Source organism: Kribbella sp. NBC_00889 (genome assembly GCF_045207705.1).
Classification (GTDB): Bacteria; Actinomycetota; Actinomycetes; order Propionibacteriales; family Kribbellaceae; genus Kribbella.
This window is the reverse complement of record NZ_CP108783.1, coordinates 2,272,757-2,295,471: the sequence shown is the minus strand read 5'-3', so window position 1 is coordinate 2,295,471 and position 22,715 is coordinate 2,272,757. Positions and strand designations below refer to the sequence as shown.

Sequence of the window (22,715 nt, the reverse complement as noted above, 5' to 3'; positions counted from 1 at the left end):
CGGAGTCAGCCTTCGACGAGTTGCTGGCCGCCGTCGATGTCGACGGTGGCGCCGGTGATGGCCGTGTTGATCATCAAGTGGATCGCCAGGTTGGCGATGTCGGCCGGACCGACGACCCGGCCGATCGGAAGTGTGGTCCGGAGTTGCTCACGACGGGCGTCCAGCTGGTCGCCGAGGATCGTCGCCGACAGCGGAGTGTCGACGAAGCCGGCCGCGATCAGGTTCACCCGGACCGGCGCCAGCTCGACGGCCAGGTTCCTCGTCAGGGCCGGCCCCGCGGCCGTCAGCGACCCGATGGAGGCGAGGCCCGGCGCCGTCCGGCGGCCGCCGGTGCCACCCATGAAGAGCAACGACCCGCCTGGACGAACCCGGGTGGCCGCGTGGCGGGCGACGTGCATGGGCAACAGCAGGTGCGCTTCGAGGTCACGGCGTACCGCGTCGAAGTCCATGTCGGCGACCAGCCCGTAGTACGGACCGGGGCCGGTGACCAGAACGTGGTCGATCGGGGTGGGCAGGTCGCCGAAGAAGATCTCCAACTGGTCGAAGTCGGTCGCGTCGAAGGCGGCGACATCCGCCCCGAGCTCCTTGCCGGCCTGCTGGAGACGTTCCAGTGAGCGCGCCGTGATGATCACGCTGGCGCCTTCGGCCCGCGCGAGCCGGGCCGTCTCGAAGCCGATGCCCAGGCTCCCGCCGATCACCACGACCGTCTGCCCGTCCAAGATCTTTTCCGTCATCGTTCCTCCATCTGTGCGGGCCTTAGGATTCGGCGCCACGAAGCGCGTCGCGGAGATCCCGGCGGGAGCTGATCGCGAGCTTGGCGAAGACCTTGCGGAGGTGCCACTCCACCGTGCGAGGGCTCAGGAACAGGCGAGCGCCGACCTCCGGATTGGACAGGCCGTCGCGCGCAAGCAGGGCGATCTGCTTCTCCTGGGGCGTCAGCTCGTCGCGCTTTGTCCCGACCCGCCGTTTGCGGACCGTCTCGCCGGTCGACAGCAGTTCGCGCCGGGCCCGTTCGGCGAACGCCTCCATGCCGATGGCAGTGAGCAGCTCATGCGCGGTGCGTAGCTGGCGTCGCGCGTCGACGCGGCGACGATGGCGGCGGAGCCACTCGCCGTACAGCAGGTGTGTGCGAGCGAGTTCCGGGCGCAGGAGCGTCCGCTTCAAGCGATCGATCGCCTCCTGGTACTGGCCCTCGGCGACAGAGCCCTCGCTCAGCAGTGCACGCGACCGCGCCGCGAGTCCGAGCGCCCAGTCCGTGCCCGCCGCCGCGGTCGCAGCGACCAGTCGGTCGAGAGCGCCGGCCGCGAGGTGCTGCTCACCGCTGCGGGCGCCGGCCTCGATGAGCTCGGGCAGTGCCCAGGCAGAGAGGAAGAGCTCCGGCGTGTCCGCACAGGCCTGGCGGGCCGCGGCCAGTGCCTGTGGGTAGCGACCGAGTCCGTTGAACAGGATCGACGAAGCCCACTGCGAGTACTGGACGCCGATCCCCTGCCCACCGTCCGCCGCGTCCTGGGCGGCAGACGTGATCAGCGCGGTCGCCTCGGTCTGGCGTCCGCGCAGGGCGGCGAGCAGCATGGCGCCGTACGGCGCGATCCGGGTCTCGGTCGCGTCGGTGACGGCATCGATCTCCGCGATCACTGCATCGGCTTCGGTGAAATCACCCCGCCAGGCGACCTGGATGGCGTGTGCGGTCAGGTCGATCGGCAGCCGTGCCAACGCGCCGGCATCGCGGGCCAGCCGCAGTTGGCGAGCGTTGATCGTGTACCAGCTCTCGTCGTCCCAGAGCACGTTGGACGGCACCGTGGTCAACCATCCCCAGCGGAAGTTGTCCGCCGGGGACAGGTCCTTGGCGGCGAAGGCGTCGGTGGCGCGCCTGAGCATCGGCGCGGCGACCGTACGTCCTTCGGTGACCAGTTGCGCCAACCCGTCCAGCAGCAGATCGGAGGGACGCGGAGCGTCGGCGGGCGGGAGTGCTCTGGCTGCCCGCGACGCCTCGAGCAGACTGCCGGCGGTGGCCAGCCGGCCGGCGAACAGCGCCGCTCCCCAGGCGTCGAGGTAGGTCTCGCGGGCGAGGTCCAGCTTGAACGGCTCGAGTTGCTTGGCAGCCTTCAGCAGCAGCGGAGGCGCGTCGCTGCCGTGGCCTGAGGCGAACGCGATCTGACCGCGCAACAGATCGGCCCGCGCACGCTGGAACTCGTCCAGTACTCCGGTCTCCGCGGTCGTCAACAGCCCGAGCGCCGCATCGAGTTCTCCGGCCTGGAGGCTGACCTGCGCGGCTGTCAGTGCGCGCTCCGCACGTCGTTCGAGCTCTGCCGTCAGCGCGACCGACCGCTGCAGGAACGCGGCTGCGGCGGCGAGCCCGCCGCGGGCCTGCGCGCGACCCGAGGACCGTTCCAGCTCGGCGGCCACTGCCTCGTCCGGTCCGGCTGCCGCGGTGCCCAGATGCCAGGCCCGGCGGTCGGCGTCGATCCTCGCGTCGGTCACCTCGGCCAGCGCGGAATGCACGGCGCGGCGGTCCTGTGGCGTCGCGGACCGGTACACGGCTGAGCGTACGAGCGGATGCCGAAACGCCACCCGATCGCCGATCACCAGCAACTCCTCTGCCTCGGCATCGACCGCCGCCGAGTCGCCTACGCCCAGTCGTTCGGCGGCTCGCCAGACCAGCAGCGGGTCGCCGACCGGCTCCGCCGCCGCGACCAGGAGCAGCAGCCGGGTCGGTTCGGGAAGCGCGGCGATCCGCGCCAGGAAGCTGTCCTCGATCCGACCGGACAAGGCCTGTGTACCGAGCAGCCCGAAGCCACCCGCCAACTGCGCGACGGTCAGCCCTCGCGGCAGCTCCAGCAACGCCAGTGGATTCCCGCCGGTCTCGGCCACGAGGCGGTCCCGGACGCTCGCGTCGAGTCCGAACCGGACGGCCGACTCCAGCAAGGCCCGCGCCTCGTCGCTGCGCAGGCCGGCGACCTCCAGCTCCCGCAACGCCCGCAGTTCCACGCCGGACCGACGCGTTGCGAACAAGACGCCGATCGGCTCAGCCATCAGCCGTCGCGCCACGACTCCCAGGACCTGGGCCGACGCCCGATCCAGCCACTGCGCGTCGTCCACCACACACAGCAGCGGCCCCTCCTCCGCCAACTCGGAGAGCAGGCTCAGTACGGCGAGTCCGACGAAGAACCGATCCGGTGGCCCGGCGTTGCTCAGGCCGAAGACCGTGGTCAGCGCATCACGCTGCGGAGCGGGAAGCCGGTCCAGACGGTGCAACATCGGCGTACACAACTGATGCAACGCCGCGAACGCCAGTTCCATCTCCGACTCGACGCCGACCACCTGGAGCACCCGCAGATCCGAGGCTCTCGCCATCGCGTAGCCCAGGAGCGCCGACTTGCCGACCCCGGCCTCGCCGCGCAGTACAAGCGAACGCCCCTCGCCCGAGCGAACAGCGGCAATCAGCTCGTCCAACACTGCGCACTCGGAGCGGCGACCGCGCAGTCTGTCTGGCCCTCCCCAGAAGGACGCACCCTCGTCCTTCACCTGCATCGCCCGCCCCTCCCCGGCCCGCCCGGCAACTTTTCCAGACTAGGTGCGCCCCCGTTGGCCTGGCTACAGCCCTCAGTGATCCCGTACGCTCGTGCGTCCGGGCGGCAGGGGGCCGCCGGTGGGGGGAGTATTCATGCACGTCCAGGGAAGTCTGACGATCGACGGCGTCCTGGCGGTGCCGATCGAGGCGTACACGTTCTCGGTGACCGGCGCCGCCGCGGTCGCGACCGGCAAGTCGCGGATCTATCTCGAAGACGCGTACGTCGTCGAGACCGTCCGCGCCGCGGTGAACACCGCACCGACCGGCGCGGCGCTGGTGGTCGACCTGAACAAGAACGGCACGACGATCTACACGGATCAGGGGAAGCGGCCGAGCATCGCGGCCGGGACCAACACCGACGCCGGCGACACTCCCGACGTCACCACGCTGGCCGCCGGTGACTACCTCACCGTCGATGTCGACCAGGTCGGATCGACGGCTTCGGGGGCCGACCTGACGGTGACCGTCCGGGTCCGCCGGGCCGGGTAGACCGTGGCGCAGGCAGCGGGCTACACGTTCAACGCGGACACGGTCGACGGTACGACGGTACGAGACGTCGCCGGCTACTTCCTGCCCGGCACGATCCTCGGATCGGCGACGCTCGTTCCGGCCAGGTACGGCGACGGCCTCAACTGCACCGGCGGCGCACTCCATGTGGTCGTCCGGCCACCGAGAGCCGGAGAGGACTTCTACCCACTCAACACCGACGGCGGACTGTCGGTTGCCGCCTGGGTCCGACTCGGCAACACCACGGCCGCACCCCGCTGCATCGCGTCCGCGACCAGCAGCGGCACCCTCAACTGGGCCGTCTACGCGTCGAACTCCAGCGGCAACGTGGAGGCGAGGATCGCGGGTGCGACGTACAGCACGACCACGAGCATCCGCGACGGCGAGGAGCATCACGTCCTGGTCGTGTACGACGCCACGCCGGCCATCGACACCGTGACGATCGCCGTCGACGGTGTCGAGGTCCTGTCGGTCAACGCCACGGCCGCCTTCACCTACTCCGGCACCGAGGTCGTCATGGAGGCCGGGCGGAACACACTCACCGGCACCGAGGCCCTGAACGGGATCATCGACGACCTGCGCTGGTGGAACGATCCGGTCGAGGACACGTACTGGCCGACTCTGATCGCCGCCGAGCAGATCGACTTCCAGCTGGCGATCTATCCGTTCGACCACGACACCGCCGAAGACTTCGGCACCTACGGCCGCGCCCTCGCAGTCGCTCCGTCGGCGAGCTTCACCACCGGCCTGTACGGGCGAGCCCTGGTCTCCGCAGCGACCGCAGCAGGCGTGACAGGGGCGATCAACTTCCCCGATTGCGACCGACTCGCCATCTCCGGCCGGCTCCGCCTCGACACCGCACCGACCGGCACGGCTGCTCCGATCCTGGCCATCAACGATGCCCTGGGCAACGGACGCGTCCGTGTCGTGGTGAACACCGCGCGAACCGTCACCGCTACCTGGACCACCATCGACGACGGGACCGTCTCGGTGACCAGTACGGCGACCTTGACGGTCGGCCAATGGACCCGGTTCCTGTTCGCGATCAACCCGACGTACGTGCAGGTCCGGCTCGAGGACGCGCAGGAGACGGTGAGCATCGGCGACGGCGTCCCGCACGTGACACCCGCGATCGACGGACTCGACACGCTGTACGTCGGTGGCGACGCGAGCGCCGGCGGCCAGGTCTCGTACGACTACCTGACCTTCACGAAGAACTTCCTCGCGGAGCTGACCGCGGGGTACTGGAGTGGCGCACCGGTCGCCACGCCGTACCGCCCGGAGAATGTGGCCCGCGGCATCTACCACTTCAACGAGAACGCCGGGACGCTGGTCGACGACAAGTCGCCGTCCGGCAACGACCTCACGCTCGCCGCGGCCGGGTCCTGGGTCACCGGCATCCAGGGGTCCGCCCTCGGCTCGAACGGCACCGGGCCGGGTGCCTCGAGGACGACCCTCACCTGGCCGGCATCGCCGCCGGGCTGGGCGTTCTCGGCGTGGGTGAAGTGCCGATCCGGCAGCAGCGGCGCCCGGTTCCTGGTCCTGCGGAGCAGCAGCGCCGAGGTCGCGCACGCCGGCCTCCTGGACGGAGTGTTCTGGGTGCGGCTGTTCGGCGCGAGCGGCACCACCGGGATTCTCAGTTCGGCCCGAGGACCGATCGCCGCCGAGACCTGGACGCATGTGGCGGCATCGTGCGACCAGAAGGCGATCCGGTTCTTCCTGGACGGCAAGCCGTTCACGATCGAGCCCTACTCGGCGGGTGCGCTGCTGCAACCGACGGAGCTGAACGTCGGCGGCGACAACCCGGACTCGTCCGTGGCCGACGTCGACGACCTCCGCCTGTTCGACTCCCCGATCAGCGCGGCCAACATCCGGTGGCTTCACCAGAACACCGGCCAGTACTACGACGCGGCACCCGCCACCTTTGCCGCCTGGGGCGTGCCGCTCTAGATGATCAATTCCAAGGGCCAGTGGTGATGAGCCAATCCTGATCGCGTGAAGTGTGCCGCCGCTGCCGGACGCCAAGGCAGCGTGGCCCGGATCTGGGGAGGTTTCCTGGCCCGATCCGGGCAATTGGCCTCCCCGGATCGGGTTGTTCAGCCTCCCCAAACTGGTTTGGGGAGGCTGTCGAGGCGGTCAACGACCCGGCCCGGCCCGAGCAAGTGCGATGGGGCACGCCCAGGAGGCGGCGGGGCCGGGTGCCGGGAAGCCGGTGTCTGCTGACTCGCTGACGGGTTATGTCAGCACTGGCGGCGAGTAACCGGTCATCAGGCAAACAACCCGCCAGCGGGCAAACCTCCCAGCGCACCAGCGCGGCGGCGACCTGGTCGCGATCGTCGTCTCGGTCGTGGCCGGGGTCACCGCCGGTGCAGGTGTCCCCCTGGCGGCCGCGGCGGACGTCGTACTGGCCGCGGACTGGCCCGGTTCTCGATCGCGGACACCAAGGTCGGGCTGTCAGCCTTCCTCGACAAGCGCGGCCCGGCCTTCCCCAGCGCTACTGACTGAAGGCGGCCGGCAGTGGCTCGGTGTGGATGATGTGGAGGCGGCTGACGGCTCGGGTCAGAACGACGTACAGGCGGTGGAGGCCGCGTGGTTCGGCGGCGACGATCCGGGCCGGCTCGGCGACCACGACCGCGTCGAACTCGAGCCCCTTCGCGAGGGATGCCGGCACGCAGACCAGGCGCGTCGCGTCCATCTCCTCCTCGCCCGCGCCGAGAAGCGCGGGCTCGAGACCCGCCGCGACGAGCGCGTCCATCAGCTCCGAGACGTGGTCGTCGGCCGCGATCAGAGCGACCGAACCTTCGCCGCCCAGGTCGGCCTTGCACGCGTCGACGAGCTTGTCGACGAAGGAGCGCTCGTCGGCCTCGATGACGCTCAGCGCATCCTCGACGGTCCGGACACCGGTCGGTACGCCGAGCGTGGGCGCGATGTCCGGCAGCAACTTCGCGGCGAAGTCGATGATCTGGGCCGGGACCCGGAAGCCCCGATCGAGCTCGGCCACCACGGCGTCGGACTTCTCGAGGTGACCGAGGACGCGATCCCAGGAGCCTGCGGCCCACGCGGTCGTCGCCTGGGCGAGGTCGCCGAGGACGGTGGCCGAGCCAGTGCGGCAGCGCCGGCCGAGCGCGCGCAACTGCATGGCCGACAAGTCCTGTGCCTCGTCCAGGACGAGGTGGCCGAGTGAGCCGCTGCTGCGTTCGATCGAGTCCTCGAGTTCGTCGAGCAGCACGGTGTCAGCGGCCGACCACTTCGCGGATTTCCAGGACCGCGCAGGCTTGGTCCACAGCAGCGCGGCGCGTTCGTCCGCCGTGAGCTCGTCGCCGGCGGTCTGCGCGAGGAAGTCGGCATCGGAGAACAGTCGATGCAGCACCTGCTCGGGAAACACTCGCGGCCAGACCGCGTCCTGCACCTGGCGCACGGGCTTCGAGCGGGCGACGGCATTCTGCACGCGGTCGTCCGGCGACTCGGCGCGCTCCTCCATCCGGACCAGGACGACGTGCGCGATCCGCTGGGCCAGAGCATTGCGGCCCGGCGCGTACCGCGTCGACTCGCGCAGCGACGACACGATCTCGCTGACCTCGTCCTCGTGCACGCGGTAGCGCCGGGATCCCTTGCTGTACAGGACTCCGGCGGTCGGCGTACCGACGTACGACCACAAGGCACGGTGCAGCACGGTGGCCATCCGGGCATTGCCCTTGACCCGCGCGGCCTCCGCTTCGTCGACCGCCACGGCGGCCTGACTGATCCATTCGTCGATGGTCGTCTGCCGTACGTCGACCTCGCCGAGCGCGGGCAGGACCTTGCGGATGTAGGACAGGAACGAGCGGTTCGGCCCGACGATCACGACGCCGCCGCGGCTGAGCCGTTCCCGTTCGGTGTAGAGAAGATAGGCCACCCGGTGCAGGCCGACGGCGGTCTTCCCTGTGCCGGGCGCACCCTGCACGCAGACGGACGGATGCAGCGGCGCACGGACCAGGTCGTCCTGCTCCGGCTGGATGGTGGCCACGATGTCGCGCATCGGCCCGGTGCGCGGGCGCTCGATCTCCGCGCGCAGGAACGCGTCGGCCTGGTCGGCCACGACGGTCCCGATCAACGGCTCGTCCTCGAAACCGGTCAACTCTGCATGGTCGGAGAAGCCGTACCGGCGCCGCAGCAGGACTCGCTGCCGGTCGCTGTGGGTGGCCCGGTAGAACGGCACCGACACCGGCGCGCGCCAGTCGATGACGAGCGGTGCGCCACTCCCGTCGTGCACATGCCGGCGGCCGATGTAGATCCGGTCGAGCTCCTCGATCGCGCCGGCCTCGTAGTCCAGCCGCCCGAAGAACAGCGGCACGTCGGGCAGGTCGATCAGCGCCCGGGTCCGCTGCTCGTACGCGCGCTGGTTGGCCTCGTTGGTGAAGCGCTCGTCGTTGTCCTCACCCCCGATCACCGGGATCTCGCGTCCGAAGACGTCGCCGTACATGCGGGCCAGCGCGGCGCGCGCCTCGGTCAGGAAGGCCCGTTCGGCCTCGAGTTCATCGGTGCCGGCAGGGCTGGGTGCGGAATCGACCATCGAAAGGAGCCTCGACTCGTGTTGGCAGACGGACGAACGACGGACTGGCGGCGATCAACAGGGTCCCGCCCCGGAGAACCATCCGGTTCGATTCGATCCTTCACACAGTGCAGAGAAGCCACCCGAAAAGACAGGCCGAGGACGTTACCAGCGGCCCCGACGCGCCGCTACCGAATTACCCGCGGCCCGATTCGGCCTTACATTTGGGACCGATGGAAATCGGTTGCCGCTCGTTCTCTCACCGTTAACCTCAGGGCCCCCGTGGGCGTCGTCTGCACTTCCTAAGTTCCTTGAGGTTATGAAGGAAGGGATGCATGGACGCACTCATCGCGGTCCGGGCTCGCGGGATCACCAAGGCGTTCGGTGAGGTCGTCGCCCTCGACGGCATCGACCTGGATGTCGCGCAGGGACAGATCCACGGCCTCGTCGGGCCGAACGGCGCCGGCAAAACGACACTGCTAGGTCTGCTGCTCGGTCTGGCCGTCGCCGACAGCGGCAGCCTCGAGATTCTGGGTACGCCGGTCGGCCGCGCGCTGGCCGCACCCGAAGGCGTGGCCGGCTTCGTCGACGGGCCCGGCCTCTACCCATCGCTGACGGCCCGGCAGAACCTCGCCGCCTTGGCCGATCTCCGCGGCGGTACCGAGACGGCCGGAATCGACGCCGTCCTCGCCGAGGTCGGTCTCACCGATGTCGCGGACGACCGGACCCGTGGCTTCTCCCTCGGCATGCGGCAGCGACTCGGACTCGCCGCCGCGCTACTCACCAAGCCGCGGCTGATCGTGCTCGACGAGCCGTCCAACGGCCTCGACCCGGCAGGCAAGAGGCACGTCCACAGTGTTCTCAACCGACTGGCGGCCGAGGGAACGACCGTCGTCCTTTCCAGTCACCGCATGGACGATGTCGAGGCCTTGTGTTCCGAGGTGACCATTCTCAACACCGGACGCATCGTCTTCACCGGACCGCTGAGCAAACTCGCGGCCGAGAACGGTGAACTCGACTATCGCCTGGTCACTTCCGATGCAGAGGCCGCCCGCAAGGTGGCAGGCGACACCAACGGGATCATCGTCGACGAGGCTGTGTCCCCGAACGACGACCTCTTCGTTGTTCGGGGACTGGTGCCCGCGCTGGACGACCTCGTCGTACGGCTGGTGCATGCCGGCATCGCGGTGCGCGAGTTCGCACCCGTCGTGTCGCCCCTCGAGGCAGCGTTCCTCGCCCTCACCGAGCAGCAGGAGGCCGATCAGTGACCGCGACCGTCGCCGACGCCCGTCCCGTCTCGGTGGCCCGCGGCTACCGGTTCGAACTGGTCAAGCTGACCTCGCAGTGGCGGATCCGCCTGATCGTCGTCGCCTGCTGGATCGCACCCGCGCTGTTCGTCGCCGCGGTCAGCCGGCAGACCTCACTCCCGGTCGACACCCTCTTCGGGCGCTGGATGCACGCGACCGGGTGGGCCGGACCGCTCGTGATCCTGGGCTTCTCCGGGAACTGGGCGCTCCCGCTGCTGACCTCGCTGGTCGGCGGAGACGTGTTCGCCTCCGAGGATCGGCTGGGGACCTGGCGCCACCTGCTCGTGGCGGTCCGTTCGCCGCAACGGATCTTCGTGGCGAAGGCACTGGCCAGCCTGACGGTCATCATGCTGCTGATGGCCGGGCTGGCTGTGTCCAGCGCGGTCGGCGGGCTGATCGCGGTCGGCAATCAGCCGCTGGTCGGCCTCGACGGTCACCTGTTGTCGTCTGGCAACGCCGCTGGGAACGTACTGCTCGCCTGGGTCTGTGCGATCGCCCCGACCCTCGCCCTCGCCGCGATCGGCCTGCTCGGATCCGTCGCGCTGGGCCGGTCTCCGATGGGTCTGCTGCTGCCCGCGCTGGTCGCGCTGGCCATGCAACTGGCGCAGATGCTGCCGCTGCCGGTCGCCGTACGCCTGGCTCTGCCCGGGTACGCGTTCACCGCCTGGAAGGGCCTGTTCACGAGCCCGGGTCAACTCGCTCCGTTGCTGATCGGCGTCCTCGTCAGCCTTGTCTGGGCGGCCACCGCGACTGTGCTCGCGTACCTGCTCTTCCTGCGGCGTGACTTCACCAACCTGACCTCGGACGGCCCGGGCCGGCGCGCGATCACCGTCGGCCTGGTGCCGCTGGTCGGTCTGCTCGCCGTCACCATCGCGATCCTCGCCGCGGTGACGGCCTCGGCGACGGCCGGCATCCAGCAGGCCAAGGTCGAGGCCGGCGTGTCGACCGCGTTCGCCCACCTCTACCGGGTGCAGACCAAGGAGCTCAACCGTCCCGACGTCACCGAAGCGCAGCTGCAGGCTTCGACGGCGTGCACCAAGGGCGACGGCAAGGTCGACCCGGTGGGACCCGGCAACGACTGGCGTTGCGTCGTCTCGTGGCATCTGCCCGACGTCGCGGCGACCGGGCAAGCCATCTACCAACTGGACATCACCGCAGATGGGCGCTTCATGGCCGACGGCGACGGACCGAAGGAAGTCAACGGCTTCTTCCTGGTCCGGACGCCGATCGGCGACGCACCCAACCCCCTATGGCAGTTCGACGGCAACGTCGACCTGCTACCCACCCCGAAGGGATAACCCAAGATGCAGGTAACACGCCTCCGCCGGCGTGTCGAGAAGAAGCCCCCGGGCCTTCTCGGTCGACGCATCGGCCGCCGCGTACCACTCGTCACGGCAGGCGCCACCGTTGTCGCCGTCCTCGCCGCCGGTACCGGCTCAGCCCAGACCACGCAGTTCGGAACGTCCCACGTCGGCGACACCACCGACAAGGGTCTGGTCATCTCCAGCGACCAGTACCTCAAGCCGATCGGCGATCGCCTCCTCCTTCAGCCCGGCAAGATCATGTCCTCCTCGGTCAGCCCCGACGGCACCCACGTCGCGGCCTCGATCACCGACGGCGGCATGGCGCTGGCGATCGTGAACCTGAAGGACTGGAAGGTGCAGCAGCTGATCGGCAACAACGCCGCGGCGAATCTGCGCATCCCTGGCAACGACATCGGTCAGGAAGGCCCGACGTACTCCCCCGACGGGTCGCAGCTGTGGCTCGGGCAGACCGACGGCTACCGCAGGTTCACGGTGAACCCGGACGGCAGCCTGGCCAACCCGACGTTCGTCTCGATCCCGGCCGACGGGCCCAAGCACGCACTGGTCGGCGAGGCCGTGTTCTCGTCCGACGGCTCGATCGTGTACTCCGCGGTCAACGGCCAGAACCGCGTGGTCGCGATCAACGCGGCGACCGGCGGCATCATCCAGAGCTGGTCGGTGGGCATCGCTCCGCGTGACCTGATCATGGTCGGCGACAACCTGTACGTCAGCAACGAGGGCGGCCGGACGGCACGGCCGGGCGAGACCACGATCAACTCGTACAACACCCCGGTGCCGGCCAACCCGGTCACCGCGGCCACCACGACCGGCACGGTCAGCGTCATCAACCTGGCGAAGCCGGCTGCGGCCGTGACGAGCATCGACGTCGGTCTGCACCCGACCGCCCTGTACGCCAAGGGCAACGCGCTGTTCGTCACCAACACCCAGACGAACGACGTGTCGATCATCGACACCGGCAAGAACAAGGTCGTCCAGACCGTCGCCACCCAGCCGTGGCCGGAGGCCTCGGTGGGCTACGAGCCCGACGGAGTGACGCTCACCGACGACGGTCATCTGCTGGTGACTCTCGGCCGCGCCAACGCGGTCGCCGTCTACAAGTACACGACCCCGCTGGAGCCGGTCAGCTACGTCGGTCTGCTGCCGACGGACTACTTCCCGGCTGAGATCGCCACGGTCGGCGACGACGTACTGGTGTCCAACACCCGGGGCATCGACGCCCGCCGTACGACGACCGCCGCCGGGCACGGCACCCACGACACCACGTCGAGCCTGCAGCGGTTCAAGCTGCCGACGGACAACGTGATCCGCGCCGACACGGCCAAGGTCTTCCAGCAGAACGGCTGGACCAAGGGCTCGGTCCAGGTGGCCAACGGCAAGGGCGAGGCCGCCAAGAAGAAGCCGGTGCCGGTCCCGCAGCGGCTGGGCGAGCCGTCGACGATCAAGCACGTCTTCCTGCTGGTCAAGGAGAACCGGACCTACGACCAGGTCTACGGTGACATGCCGGAGGGCGACGGCGACCCGGCGCTGGCGCAGTTCGGTGAGAACGTGACGCCGAACCAGCACGCGCTGGCCCAGCAGTTCGGGCTCTACGACAACACCTACGACGTCGGCACGAACTCGGCCGAGGGTCACAACTGGCTGATGCAGGCGGACAACCCGGAGTACACCGAGTCCTCGGCCGGCGAGTACCTGCGCAGCTACGACACCGAGGACGACGCGCTCGGCCACCAGCAGACCGGCTTCATCTGGAGCGGGGCGCAGGCGGCCGGCAAGACCGTGCGCGACTTCGGTGAGTTCCAGCAGTTCCTGACCAAGCCGGCCGGTGCGAGCTGGCAGAACCTGTACTGCGACACGAAGAACATGGTCGCCACCGGGCAGGACACGAAGTACCCGCTGGTCTCGTCCTCGCCGATCCCGTCGTTGAACGACGTGTCGGTGCACGGCTTCCCGAAGTTCGACACCAGCGTCCCGGACATCTACCGGGCACAGATCTGGAAGCAGGACTTCGAGAAGAACGGGCCGGCGAACCTGAACATGTTCTGGCTGTCCAGTGACCACACCGGCGGTCCGGCGAACGCGGCCGCCCAGGTCGCGGACAACGACCTCGCGGTCGGCAAGATCGTCCAGACGATCTCGCACAGCAAGTACTGGAAGGACTCGGCGATCTTCGTCGTCGAGGACGACTCGCAGGCCGGCCTGGACCACATCGACGGCCACCGGGCGCCGATCCAGATCATCAGCCCGTGGGCCCAGCACGGCACGGTCGACAACCACTACTACTCGCAGATGACGATGATCCGCACCATCGAGCAGATCCTCGGGATCCACCCGATGAACCAGAAGGACAGCGCGGCGACCCCGATGCGGGACGCGTTCACCCAGCGCCCCGACAACACGCCGTTCACCGCTCTGCCGAACCGGACCTCGCTGACCGGCGGTCTGAGCACCCCGCCGTCCTGCGGTCTGGACACCCCGGCGGCGCAGAACCCGCTCGCGGCGCCCGCGCCGAAGGCGACGGTACCGGCGGACATGCAGGAGATGGCGGCCACGTGGAACGACTGGAAGTCGCAGCAGCGGCTCACTGGCCCGGACGCCAAGGCCGACTTCGCGAACCCGGCGCAGATGGACCACTTCACGTGGTACCAGGCGCACGACTGGGCCACGCCGTACCCCGGTGAGGACAAGATCGTCGCACCGCAGGACGTGCCAGGCTCGTACATCCCGGCCCCGGACTCCGACGGCTGAGATAACACGTAGTACGCAGCACCCGAGGCCCCTGGCCGGCATCACGCCGGTCAGGGGCTTCCGCATTCCTACCAGGGATGGATGGATCTCCAACCTCCGATCGAGGCGGCAGCAGCCCGGACTTCAACACTCACGCCGATGACCGGGCGTGACGCAGCGCCACCACAACCCAGGGTTGGAGAAACGCGGGTCAGTCGCTCTCGTCCAGCCGGAGCTGGAGAAGTTGCGCGAGCGGCATGGACTCACCATCGCGAGCGCCCAGGCCGACGGTGATCGGCGGATCGGACGGCAGGATGCGTACGCCGAGGAGCCGGGCGCTGAGGCTGGCCGGCGTACCGAGGATGTAGAAGTTGCCGTCGGCGTCGGTGCCGAGCGAACGGTTGCGGCGCAAATACCAGCCAGTGATCCCGGTGCGGTAGCTGGCTCCCGATCCGGTGACCTGCGCCCTCAGCGGCTGTGGCTGGACGCCCCGTTCCTTCATCGTCCGGACGAAATCGGTCAGCAGCGCACGGGCCTGCGCGATCTCGGCGGCCTTGCGGCGTTCGAGCGCCGCGGCATGGACGGCGGCTGCCTCCCGCCGTTCCTCGCGCCAACTCGGCTGACTGTCCACCCCGCCAGCCTAGGACACGTCAGGCTGGTGCCGGCTGAGCTATCCGGCCCAGCAGGTGTTGCCAAGCACGGTCAAGGCCGGCGGCAATGCAGCCGGCCACGACTGTGTCTGCCGCGAGCACGCTCATCTTCACTTCCGGCATGACCGGCGAGAGCAGACGCAACTGCTCGACGACCGCATCGAGGAAGCCCGGTGCCTGCCCGATACCACCGCCCAGCACGATCAACTCGGGGTCGACGACGGCGATGACGCTGCACACCGCCTTGGCCACGAGGAGTGCCTCCTCGGTCACCACGGCGGCCGCGATCACATCACCACGCGCCGCCGCCGCGAACACCTTCGCTGCCGACGTCGCACCTCGCACACCCGCACGCCGAGCGGCCCTGACCACGGCAGCGGCCGATGCCGAGGCGTCGAAGCTGCCCCGCTTGCGTGCATCCCGCGCATCGCTTCCGCTGCCTTCGGTGAACGGCAGGTAACTGATCTCGCCCGCCACACCGTGGAAGCCGTGCCGCAGCTTCCCATCGAGCACCAAGCCCATGCCGATACCCGTACCGACGGACACGAACGCGAAGCTGTCGACATCGCGGCCATGACCGTGGACCCGCTCGGCCAGGGCCGCGGCGTCGACGTCGTTCTCGATCATCAACGCCGGACCGAACCGCTCGCGCAGCGCCGGCAACACCGCGGGCGAGTCCCAACCCGACAGGCGCCCGGTCAACGTCAGGGTGTCGCGCTTCGGGTCGTAGACACCCGGACTTCCGATCACTGTCTGGGTGAGCTGCGACGCGGTGATACCTGCTTCGTCCAGCAGTGTCTTGGCGAGGTCGGCGAGTTCCTGGACCCGGGCCATCTCCCGCACTGCCTTCGTGCGCACGCTGAGCCGGCAACGCACCGTGCCCCGCAAATCCGCGACCGCCCCACGCAAGAACTCGCGCCCGACATCGAGCCCGAGGACGAACCCTGCCTCCGGGCGTACGTCGTACAACCGCGCGGCCGGACCCGGGACGCCGGTCCGCTGGCCGGACGCATGCACCAGCCCGCCGCGCTCTATGGTGGCCAGGGCCGCGGAGACTGTCGGCTTCGACAGACCGGTCAGCGCGGCCAGCTCCGTCCTCGACACCGGCCCGGACCGCCGGATGTGTTCCAGCAGCACCTGCTCGTTGATCGCGCGAATCAGCTGCGGGCGGGCCGCGGCGGCACCTCCGGCGACAACCGTCACGTCGGTCTCCTTCAGGTCGCGAATTGGTCAAGCTGCGAGTTGGGCCTTGTGCCCGCCAGGATTGTTAAGTTAGTTTCCTAACGATTCTATTGGACGGCACGGTGGAGTTGCCAGCCCATGATTCCTACCCCGGTTGTGCTCGGACTCGACTTCGGCGGGACGAAGATCGCCGCCGCGGTCGCCGACCTGTCCGGCCGGCGTCTCGGCACGACCACCATCGACAGCCTGGCCGAGGCAGGAGCCGAGGCCGCGATGCGTCGCGGTCTGACCGCGGCCCAGGACCTGTTGGCGGATGTCGCTCCGGACAGGGAGCTCGCCGCGGTCGGCGCGGCGACGCTCGGGATCCCGTACGACGACCACGTCGAGCTCGCGCCGACGTTTCCCGGCTGGGGCGAACTCCCCTTCGGGCGGATGGTGCGGGAGGCGTTCCCCGACGTACCTGTCCGGCTCGGGACCGACGTGAAGGCCGCCGCCGCCGCCGAGGTGCGGTGGGGTGCGCTGGCCGGTTGCGATCCGGGGATCTACCTCAACCTCGGCACCGGCCTGGCGGTGGCGATCGTTGCCGGAGGCACGGTGATTTCCGGCGCTCACCGAGCGTCCGGAGAGATCGCCTACAACGTGCGGACCGCCGCGGATGTTTGGATCGAGCCGGCGCAGCGCACGATCCTCGAGGATGTCGTCAGCGGCCAAGCACTCGAGGCGACCGGCAGCACCCGGCTCGGACAGCGGGTATCGGCGGCGGACGTTTTCACCAGGTCGGCGACCCAGCCGGACGCCGCCGTCCTCACCGACGAGTTCAACCGCGAGCTGGCGATGCACGTCGTCAACCTCGCCATCGCCCTCGACCCGGCCCGCATCGTTGTCGGTGGCGGCCTGGTCGGCTCCTGGGACCGGATCGGTCCCGAACTGCGCCGGGCACTCGACGCGGCCGTCCCGTTCCCACCGGAACTGGAAAAGGCCCGGTTCCCTTCGGACGCGCCGCTGGTGGGCGCACTCGCCCTCGGAGTCGAGGCCGCGGGCGCGGTCCTCGGTGCGGAGGCATTCGCATGACCATGAGATCGAGGAGTGAAAGGCAGAGACGATGAGGGGCATCAAACGGATCGCCGTCGCCACCATGGCGGTCGGCATACTGGCCGCTGCGGGCTGTGGCGGCGGTGACAAGCCGATCGGGAGTGCTTCCAGCAACCCGTCGTCCTCGACGAGCAGCGGCGGCAGCACCGGGCAGTTCAAGAAGGGTGGAGTCGTCACGATCGCCAACGTCGGCGGTCAGACCTGGCCATGCCAGTTCAACCCGTTCAACCCGTCGGTCAACCAGGTGGCGCTGGGCTTCGTCTACGAGCCCCTGACCTTCGTCAACGTGCTGAAGAGCGGGGCCACCACGCCGATGCTGGCGACCGCGTTCACGTGGTCGCCGGCCAAGGACTCGATCGTCTTCACCATCCGCGACGGCGTGAAGTGGAGCGACGGCCAGCCGTTCAGCGCCGACGACGTGGTCTACACGTTCAACCTGATGAAGCAGCAGCCGGCCCTGGACCTGTTTGCCCTGTGGAGCGGCGCCGGCCTGACCAGCGTCACCGCGGCCGGCAACAAGGTCACGCTGAAGTTCAAGGGTGCGGCCGAGCCGTACTTCTACAACTTCGCCAACCAGGTCGGCATCGTGCCCAAGCACATCTGGTCCACCGGCGAGGCGGCCTCCAAGCCGGCCACCTATGCGAACCCGAAGCCGGTCGGCACCGGAGCGTTCACCGTCGAGTCATGCAGCAGCAACAACATCACCTATGCCGCCAACGGCAGCTACTGGCAGCCTGGCAAGCCGTATGTGTCGAAGGTGCAGTACCCGGCGTACCTGGACAACAACCCGGCCAACCTCGACCTGGCCAGCGGCAAGGCGCAGTGGGGTGGTCAGTACATCCCGAACATCGACAAGTTCTACAAGTCGAAGTCACCGGACAACAACTACTGGTTCCCACCGACCGCGAACGTCGCGCTCATCCCGAACCTCGACCCGTCGCACAAGGTGACCAGCAACCTGGCCGTCCGGCAGGCGATCGCCTACGCGCTCGACCGCGAGCAGATCTCGAAGATCGGTGAGAGCGGCTACCAGCCCGCCGCGAACCAGACCGGCGTCGTCACCCCGACCTTCGACAAGTACTTCGACAAGGATGCGCTGACGGCGGCCGGCTACGACAAGCCGAACCCGGAGAAGGCCAAGCAGTTGCTGGCCAGCGCCGGCTACAGCGCGTCGAACCCGCTCAAGCTGAACGTCATCAGCGTCACCGGCTACACCGACTGGGACGCGTCCCTGGCGGTCGTCAAGCAGCAGCTCGCCGCGGTCGGGATCGAGCTGACCACCCAGGACCTGCAGCAGCAGTCGTACAACCAGAAGCTCTACACGGGTGACTACGACCTGGCGTACTCGAGCCAGTCCGGCGGACCCACGCCGTACTACGAGCTGCGGCAACTGCTGTACTCGAAGAACACCGCCCCGATCGGCAAGCAGGCCAACAGCAACTACTCGCGCTACATCAACCCCGCGGTCGACAAGCTCTTCGATCAGTATGCGAGTGCGGACCCGGACACCCAGGTCAAGCTGATCAAGCAGATCTCGGGCTACATGATCAAGGACATCCCGCTGATCCCGACGACCGAGTCGGTTGACTGGTACCAGTACAACACCACGGACCTCGAGGGCTGGCCGACGCAGGACAACCCGTACGCCCAGCCGGCGCCGTACAACATCCCCGACGTCGGGCAGGTGCTGACGAACCTGTACTCGAAGTCGGCCCAGAAGTAAGGAAGGAAACGTGGCAAGAGTGAGCACGAGGAGCTGGTGGTCGTGCGGTTCCTGATACGTCGTCTCGGGTTCTTCGTGCTCACTCTCTGGGCGGCGATGACGCTGAACTTCTTCATCCCGCGGATGATGCCGGGCAGTCCTGAGGACGCACTGCGGTCGCGGCTCAGCAAGGGCGGCGCAATCGTCACGCCGGAGCAGTTACGCACGGTGCTGGCCGAGTTCGGCTTCGACCCGGACAAGAACATCGTGTTGCAGTACGGCGAGTACCTCAAAGCGATGGTCACCGGGCACTGGGGCGTGTCGGTCGGCAGCAGCCTCGGTGTCCCGGTGACGACCCTGATCGGCGACGCGCTGCCGTGGACCCTCGGCCTGGTCGGCATCACCACCGTGCTGGCGTTCGGGATCGGCACCCTGATCGGCACGATCGCCGGCTGGCGGCGGGGCGGGCTGATCGACGGGGTCGTGCCGCCGATCTTCATCGTCACCTCGGCGCTGCCGTACTTCTGGGTGGCGCTGCTGCTGATCTCATTGTTCGCCATGGGCAACAATCCGGTCCTGCCCAACGACTTCAACTACGATCAGGGACTGACGCCCGCGTTCACGGCGGAGTTCGCCGGCAGCGTGCTCAAGCACGGCATCCTGCCGGCCGCCACCATCCTGATCACTGCGGTCGGCGGCTGGATCCTGACCATGCGCAACAACATGGTCACCACGCTGGCCGAGGACTATGTCCGGATGGCCCGCGCCAAGGGCATCCCGAACCGGAAGATCATGTTCGGCTACGCCGGCCGGAACGCGTTCCTGCCGAACCTGTCCGGGTTCGCGATGTCACTCGGCTTCGTCATCTCCGGCGTGATCCTGGTCGAGTACGTCTTCAACTACCCCGGCCTGGGTTACATGTTCTACAACGCCACGGTGAGCACCGACTACCCGTTGCTGCAGGCACTGTTCCTGCTGTCGACACTCGCCGTCCTGATCTGTGTCCTGCTCTGCGACTTCGCGGTGTTCCTGCTCGACCCACGAGCCCGGACGAAGGGGTAGTTGCCAGTGAGTGAGCGAAGCGAAGTCACCATCCAGCAGAGCTGCTCATCGCGCTTATCGGCGCCCGCAGCGAAGCGAGGACGTCGATGAGTGCGATCGTCGCCGGCACCGCACCGGCCGCACCGAGTGTGACCCGCCGCCCGCGGGGCGGCATCTTCCGGGCCATCCTGCACAACCGCAAGGCCATGGTGGGGGCGGCCTTGCTGGTGCTGTTCTGCCTGCTGGCCGCCGTTCCGAAGCTGTTCGTCCCGTGGCTCAAGGGCGACCCACAGGCGATCGGTGACCTGCCTCTGCAAGGCCCCTCGTCCGCGCACTGGCTCGGCACCACCGGCCTCGGCCAGGACGTGTACGCCGAGCTGATCTACAGCACCCGCGAGTCGTTGATCATCGCGATCGTCGCCGGCCTCGGCGCCACGATCCTGGCCGTCGTCATCGGGGTCTCGGCCGCCTACCTCGGCGGCGCCGCGGACAACGTGCTGTCGATGATGACCGACATCTTCCTGGTGCTGCCGACGTTCCCGCTGATCATCGTGCTGGCGACGTACGCCGGCAAGGGCAACCTGACGGTGATCATCGTCGTGCTGATCCTCACCGGCTGGTCGTACGGCGCCAGACAGATGCGCGCGCAGGCGCTGTCGCTGCGCAACCGCGACTTCCTCGAGTCGGCCCGGGTCCGTGGCGAGCGGCGGTCGTACATCATCGTGGTCGAAGTGCTGCCGACGATGATCTCGCTGATCGTCGCGAACTTCCTCGGTGCTGCCTTGTACTCCGTCCTGACCGCGGCCGGCCTGCAGTTCCTCGGGCTCGGCGATCCCAACTCACTGAGCTGGGGCACGATGCTCTACTGGGCGCAGAACCAGGGCGCCCTGGTGAACGGACTGCCCGCCTGGGCGCTGTCGCCCGGCCTGGCGGTCGCGCTGCTCGGCGTCTCGTTTGCCCTGCTCAACTATGCGTTCGACGAGATCAGCAACCCCGCCCTGCGGCCGGTTCGGAGGCGACGTGCCAAGTCAGCAGCCAATTCTTGAGGTCCGCGATCTCACCGTCGAGTACGACACCGGCGACCGCCCGGTCGTCGCGGTCGACTCGGTGGATCTCGACGTACACGCCGGTGAGTTCGTCGGGGTGGTCGGCGAGTCGGGCTGCGGCAAGTCGACGCTGCTGTTCGCCATCGCCCAGCTGCTGAGCCCACCGGCCGCCATCACCGGCGGCAGCGTGCACTTCCAGGGCCAGGACCTCGTCGCGATGAGCGAGAAGAAGCTGGCCGCACTGCGCTGGCGGGACTACTCCGTGGTGATGCAGAGCGCGATGAACGCGCTCAACCCGGTGAAGAGCATCGGCAGCCAGTTCCGCGACGCGATCATGGCGCACGACGAACGGGTCGACGACGAGCGCCCGGCCGAGGTGATGCGGATGGTCGGCATCGACCCGATCCACCTCAAGAGCTATCCGCACCAGCTCAGCGGCGGGATGCGGCAGCGGGCCATGATCGCGATGGCGCTGCTGTTCACGCCCGACATGATCATCATGGACGAGCCGACCTCGGCGCTCGACGTGGTCGCGCAACGATCCCTGATGGTGCAGATCAAGCAACTGCAGAAGCAACTCGGCTTCGCCGTCGTCTTCGTCACCCACGACATGTCGCTGATCAGCCACTTCTCCGACCAGCTGATGGTGATGTACGCCGGTCAGGTCGTCGAGTTCGGCGCCACGCGCGCCGTGTTCGACCATCCGGCGCACCCGTACAGCAAGGGTCTGCTCGACGCGTTCCCGTCGATCCGGGGCCCGAAGCAACCACTGACCGGGATTCCGGGCAGCCCGCCGAACCTGGCCAGCCCACCGAGCGGCTGCCGCTTCCATCCGCGCTGCCCGGTGGCGTTCGAGGACTGTCCCAAGATCGAGCCCGAGCTCTACCAGGTCGGTCCGATCCAGGCGCGCTGCCTGCTGCACGCACCGGGCCAGACCCACCCGGCCGAGCCCGTCCAGGAGGTGACGTCATGACCGATATCAGTGTGGACTCCACGTCGTCGACCGTCCAGGACTCGGTGGCGTCGACGGCGCCGCTGCTCGAGACCAAGAAGCTCACCCGCCACTTCCGCGTCGGCCGCGGGCTCTCCCGCCAGATGCTGCACGCGGTCGACGACGTCGACCTCACCATCGACCGGCAGGAGATCGTCGCGCTGGCCGGAGAGAGCGGCAGCGGCAAGAGCACCATCGCCCGGCTGCTCGCGGGTGTGTACCAACCGACGAGCGGCGAGATCTACTACCAGGGCCGGCCGACGTCGAGCATGCGGTCGCGCAAAGACCAGCTCGCCTACCGTGGCGACGTACCGATGGTGTTCCAGGATCCGTTCAGCTCGCTCAATCCCGCCTTCCGCGTCTCGCACGGCATCCTGCGCAGCCTGAAGCTGCACCGTCCGGAGCTCACGCGGGCGCAGCGGCTCGAGGAGGCCGAACGCGTCGTCGAGGCGGTCGGTCTGTCCCCCGCCGGCGACATCATGCACCGCTATCCGTATGAGCTCAGCGGCGGGCAGCGGCAACGCATCGGCTTCGCCCAGGCGCTGGCGCACAAACCCAAGCTGATCCTCGCCGACGAGCCGGTGTCGATGCTCGACGTATCGATCCGCATCGGCCTGCTCAACCTGATGAGCGAGCTGCGCGAGACCCAGGGTGTGTCGTTCCTCTACATCACCCACGACATCGCGAGCGCGCGGTACGTCGCCGACCGTCTCGCCATCATGTACGCCGGGCACATCGTCGAGTCCGGCCCGGCCGAGTCCGTGCTGGCCAACCCCAAGCACCCGTACACCGACCTGTTGCTCGGCGCGGTCCCCGACCCGCGGGCACCGCTGACCGCCGCCGTCGAAGGCGACACCGGTGAACCGCCGAAGGTCATCGATCCCACCCCGGGCTGCCGCTTCCGCTGGCGCTGCCCGCTGGTCGTCGACGAGTGCCACCAGACGACCCCGCTCCTGCGCATCCTCGGCACCGACCATGAGGCCGCCTGCCACGTCGCCGAATCCGATCCGGGGCTCGAGGACACAACGGCGCGTTAGGTTCGCGGT

At 68.6% G+C, this 22,715-nt stretch carries 16 protein-coding genes; 11 read left to right on the top strand and 5 right to left on the bottom strand.

Going from position 1 to position 22,715, the window contains the following annotated elements:
- Positions 1-5: 5 nt before the first annotated feature.
- Together OG817_RS11095 and OG817_RS11090 are read right to left on the bottom strand one after the other, a co-directional pair.
- Positions 6-734 carry an SDR family oxidoreductase gene (locus OG817_RS11095; protein WP_406053771.1) on the bottom strand — a complete coding sequence of 243 codons (729 nt, stop codon included), beginning with the start codon at positions 732-734 and terminating at the stop codon, positions 6-8.
- A 22-nt stretch (positions 735-756) separates the two neighbouring features.
- Positions 757-3,531, bottom strand: coding sequence for an AAA family ATPase (locus OG817_RS11090; RefSeq protein ID WP_406053769.1), 2,775 nt, complete (start codon positions 3,529-3,531; stop codon positions 757-759).
- A 133-nt stretch (positions 3,532-3,664) separates the two neighbouring features.
- On the opposite strand from OG817_RS11090, the gene OG817_RS11085 reads away from it, so the two are divergent.
- Together OG817_RS11085 and OG817_RS11080 are read left to right on the top strand one after the other, a co-directional pair.
- Positions 3,665-4,060: a hypothetical protein gene (locus tag OG817_RS11085; RefSeq protein ID WP_406053767.1), complete on the top strand. Its 396-nt coding sequence runs from the start codon at positions 3,665-3,667 to the stop codon at positions 4,058-4,060.
- A 3-nt stretch (positions 4,061-4,063) separates the two neighbouring features.
- A complete protein-coding gene (locus tag OG817_RS11080) occupies positions 4,064-6,028 on the top strand; it encodes a LamG-like jellyroll fold domain-containing protein (RefSeq protein ID WP_406053765.1) in 1,965 nt (654 codons plus the stop codon).
- 544 nt (positions 6,029-6,572) lie between these two features.
- Here OG817_RS11080 and OG817_RS11075 read toward each other — a convergent pair.
- Positions 6,573-8,630 (bottom strand): HelD family protein, encoded by a 2,058-nt coding sequence (locus OG817_RS11075; protein ID WP_406053763.1) that lies wholly within the window; start codon positions 8,628-8,630, stop codon positions 6,573-6,575.
- A 314-nt stretch (positions 8,631-8,944) separates the two neighbouring features.
- Between OG817_RS11075 and OG817_RS11070 the strand changes: the two genes are divergently transcribed.
- From OG817_RS11070 to OG817_RS11060, 3 genes are read left to right on the top strand one after another with little or no spacing between them, the layout of a single operon-like run.
- Positions 8,945-9,877, top strand: coding sequence for an ABC transporter ATP-binding protein (locus OG817_RS11070; protein ID WP_406053761.1), 933 nt, complete (start codon positions 8,945-8,947; stop codon positions 9,875-9,877).
- Complete coding sequence (locus tag OG817_RS11065; RefSeq protein WP_406053759.1) at positions 9,874-11,214, top strand: ABC transporter permease; 1,341 nt, start codon at positions 9,874-9,876, stop codon at positions 11,212-11,214. The genes OG817_RS11070 and OG817_RS11065 overlap by 4 nt, the downstream gene beginning before the upstream one ends.
- Before the next feature lie 6 nt (positions 11,215-11,220).
- On the top strand, positions 11,221-13,986 hold the full coding sequence (locus OG817_RS11060) for a bifunctional YncE family protein/alkaline phosphatase family protein (RefSeq protein ID WP_406053757.1): 2,766 nt from the start codon (positions 11,221-11,223) through the stop codon (positions 13,984-13,986).
- A gap of 190 nt (positions 13,987-14,176) precedes the next feature.
- On the opposite strand, the gene OG817_RS11055 is transcribed toward OG817_RS11060, so the two are convergent.
- Together OG817_RS11055 and OG817_RS11050 are read right to left on the bottom strand one after the other, a co-directional pair.
- Positions 14,177-14,596 (bottom strand): hypothetical protein, encoded by a 420-nt coding sequence (locus tag OG817_RS11055; protein ID WP_406053755.1) that lies wholly within the window; start codon positions 14,594-14,596, stop codon positions 14,177-14,179.
- A 19-nt stretch (positions 14,597-14,615) separates the two neighbouring features.
- On the bottom strand, positions 14,616-15,818 hold the full coding sequence (locus tag OG817_RS11050) for an ROK family transcriptional regulator (RefSeq protein WP_396393453.1): 1,203 nt from the start codon (positions 15,816-15,818) through the stop codon (positions 14,616-14,618).
- 117 nt (positions 15,819-15,935) lie between these two features.
- Here OG817_RS11050 and OG817_RS11045 point away from each other — a divergent pair, with 117 nt between their 5' ends.
- The 6 genes from OG817_RS11045 (at position 15,936) to OG817_RS11020 (ending at position 22,706) form a co-directional block, all read left to right on the top strand.
- Positions 15,936-16,868: an ROK family protein gene (locus tag OG817_RS11045; RefSeq protein ID WP_406053752.1), complete on the top strand. Its 933-nt coding sequence runs from the start codon at positions 15,936-15,938 to the stop codon at positions 16,866-16,868.
- Between the two features lie 31 nt (positions 16,869-16,899).
- Positions 16,900-18,612, top strand: coding sequence for an ABC transporter substrate-binding protein (locus tag OG817_RS11040; RefSeq protein WP_406053750.1), 1,713 nt, complete (start codon positions 16,900-16,902; stop codon positions 18,610-18,612).
- A 42-nt stretch (positions 18,613-18,654) separates the two neighbouring features.
- Entirely contained in the window at positions 18,655-19,653 is a 999-nt protein-coding gene (locus OG817_RS11035) for an ABC transporter permease (protein ID WP_360447609.1), read from the top strand.
- Between the two features lie 86 nt (positions 19,654-19,739).
- Positions 19,740-20,678, top strand: a complete 939-nt coding sequence (locus OG817_RS11030) for an ABC transporter permease (RefSeq protein WP_406053747.1) — start codon at positions 19,740-19,742, stop codon at positions 20,676-20,678.
- On the top strand, positions 20,653-21,651 hold the full coding sequence (locus OG817_RS11025) for an ABC transporter ATP-binding protein (protein WP_406053745.1): 999 nt from the start codon (positions 20,653-20,655) through the stop codon (positions 21,649-21,651). The genes OG817_RS11030 and OG817_RS11025 overlap by 26 nt, the downstream gene beginning before the upstream one ends.
- Positions 21,648-22,706: an ABC transporter ATP-binding protein gene (locus OG817_RS11020; RefSeq protein ID WP_406053743.1), complete on the top strand. Its 1,059-nt coding sequence runs from the start codon at positions 21,648-21,650 to the stop codon at positions 22,704-22,706. The genes OG817_RS11025 and OG817_RS11020 overlap by 4 nt, the downstream gene beginning before the upstream one ends.
- Positions 22,707-22,715 lie beyond the last annotated feature (9 nt).

What these genes read in the sequence shown, in the direction of transcription:
- OG817_RS11095 (WP_406053771.1), bottom strand. Translation starts at nt 734, where the DNA reads ATGACGGAAAAGATCTTGGACGGGCAGACGGTCGTGGTGATCGGCGGG.
- OG817_RS11090 (WP_406053769.1), bottom strand. Translation starts at nt 3,531, where the DNA reads ATGCAGGTGAAGGACGAGGGTGCGTCCTTCTGGGGAGGGCCAGACAGA.
- OG817_RS11085 (WP_406053767.1), top strand. Translation starts at nt 3,665, where the DNA reads ATGCACGTCCAGGGAAGTCTGACGATCGACGGCGTCCTGGCGGTGCCG.
- OG817_RS11075 (WP_406053763.1), bottom strand. Translation starts at nt 8,630, where the DNA reads ATGGTCGATTCCGCACCCAGCCCTGCCGGCACCGATGAACTCGAGGCC.
- OG817_RS11070 (WP_406053761.1), top strand. Translation starts at nt 8,945, where the DNA reads ATGGACGCACTCATCGCGGTCCGGGCTCGCGGGATCACCAAGGCGTTC.
- OG817_RS11060 (WP_406053757.1), top strand. Translation starts at nt 11,221, where the DNA reads ATGCAGGTAACACGCCTCCGCCGGCGTGTCGAGAAGAAGCCCCCGGGC.
- OG817_RS11045 (WP_406053752.1), top strand. Translation starts at nt 15,936, where the DNA reads ATGATTCCTACCCCGGTTGTGCTCGGACTCGACTTCGGCGGGACGAAG.
- OG817_RS11040 (WP_406053750.1), top strand. Translation starts at nt 16,900, where the DNA reads ATGAGGGGCATCAAACGGATCGCCGTCGCCACCATGGCGGTCGGCATA.
- OG817_RS11030 (WP_406053747.1), top strand. Translation starts at nt 19,740, where the DNA reads ATGAGTGCGATCGTCGCCGGCACCGCACCGGCCGCACCGAGTGTGACC.
- OG817_RS11020 (WP_406053743.1), top strand. Translation starts at nt 21,648, where the DNA reads ATGACCGATATCAGTGTGGACTCCACGTCGTCGACCGTCCAGGACTCG.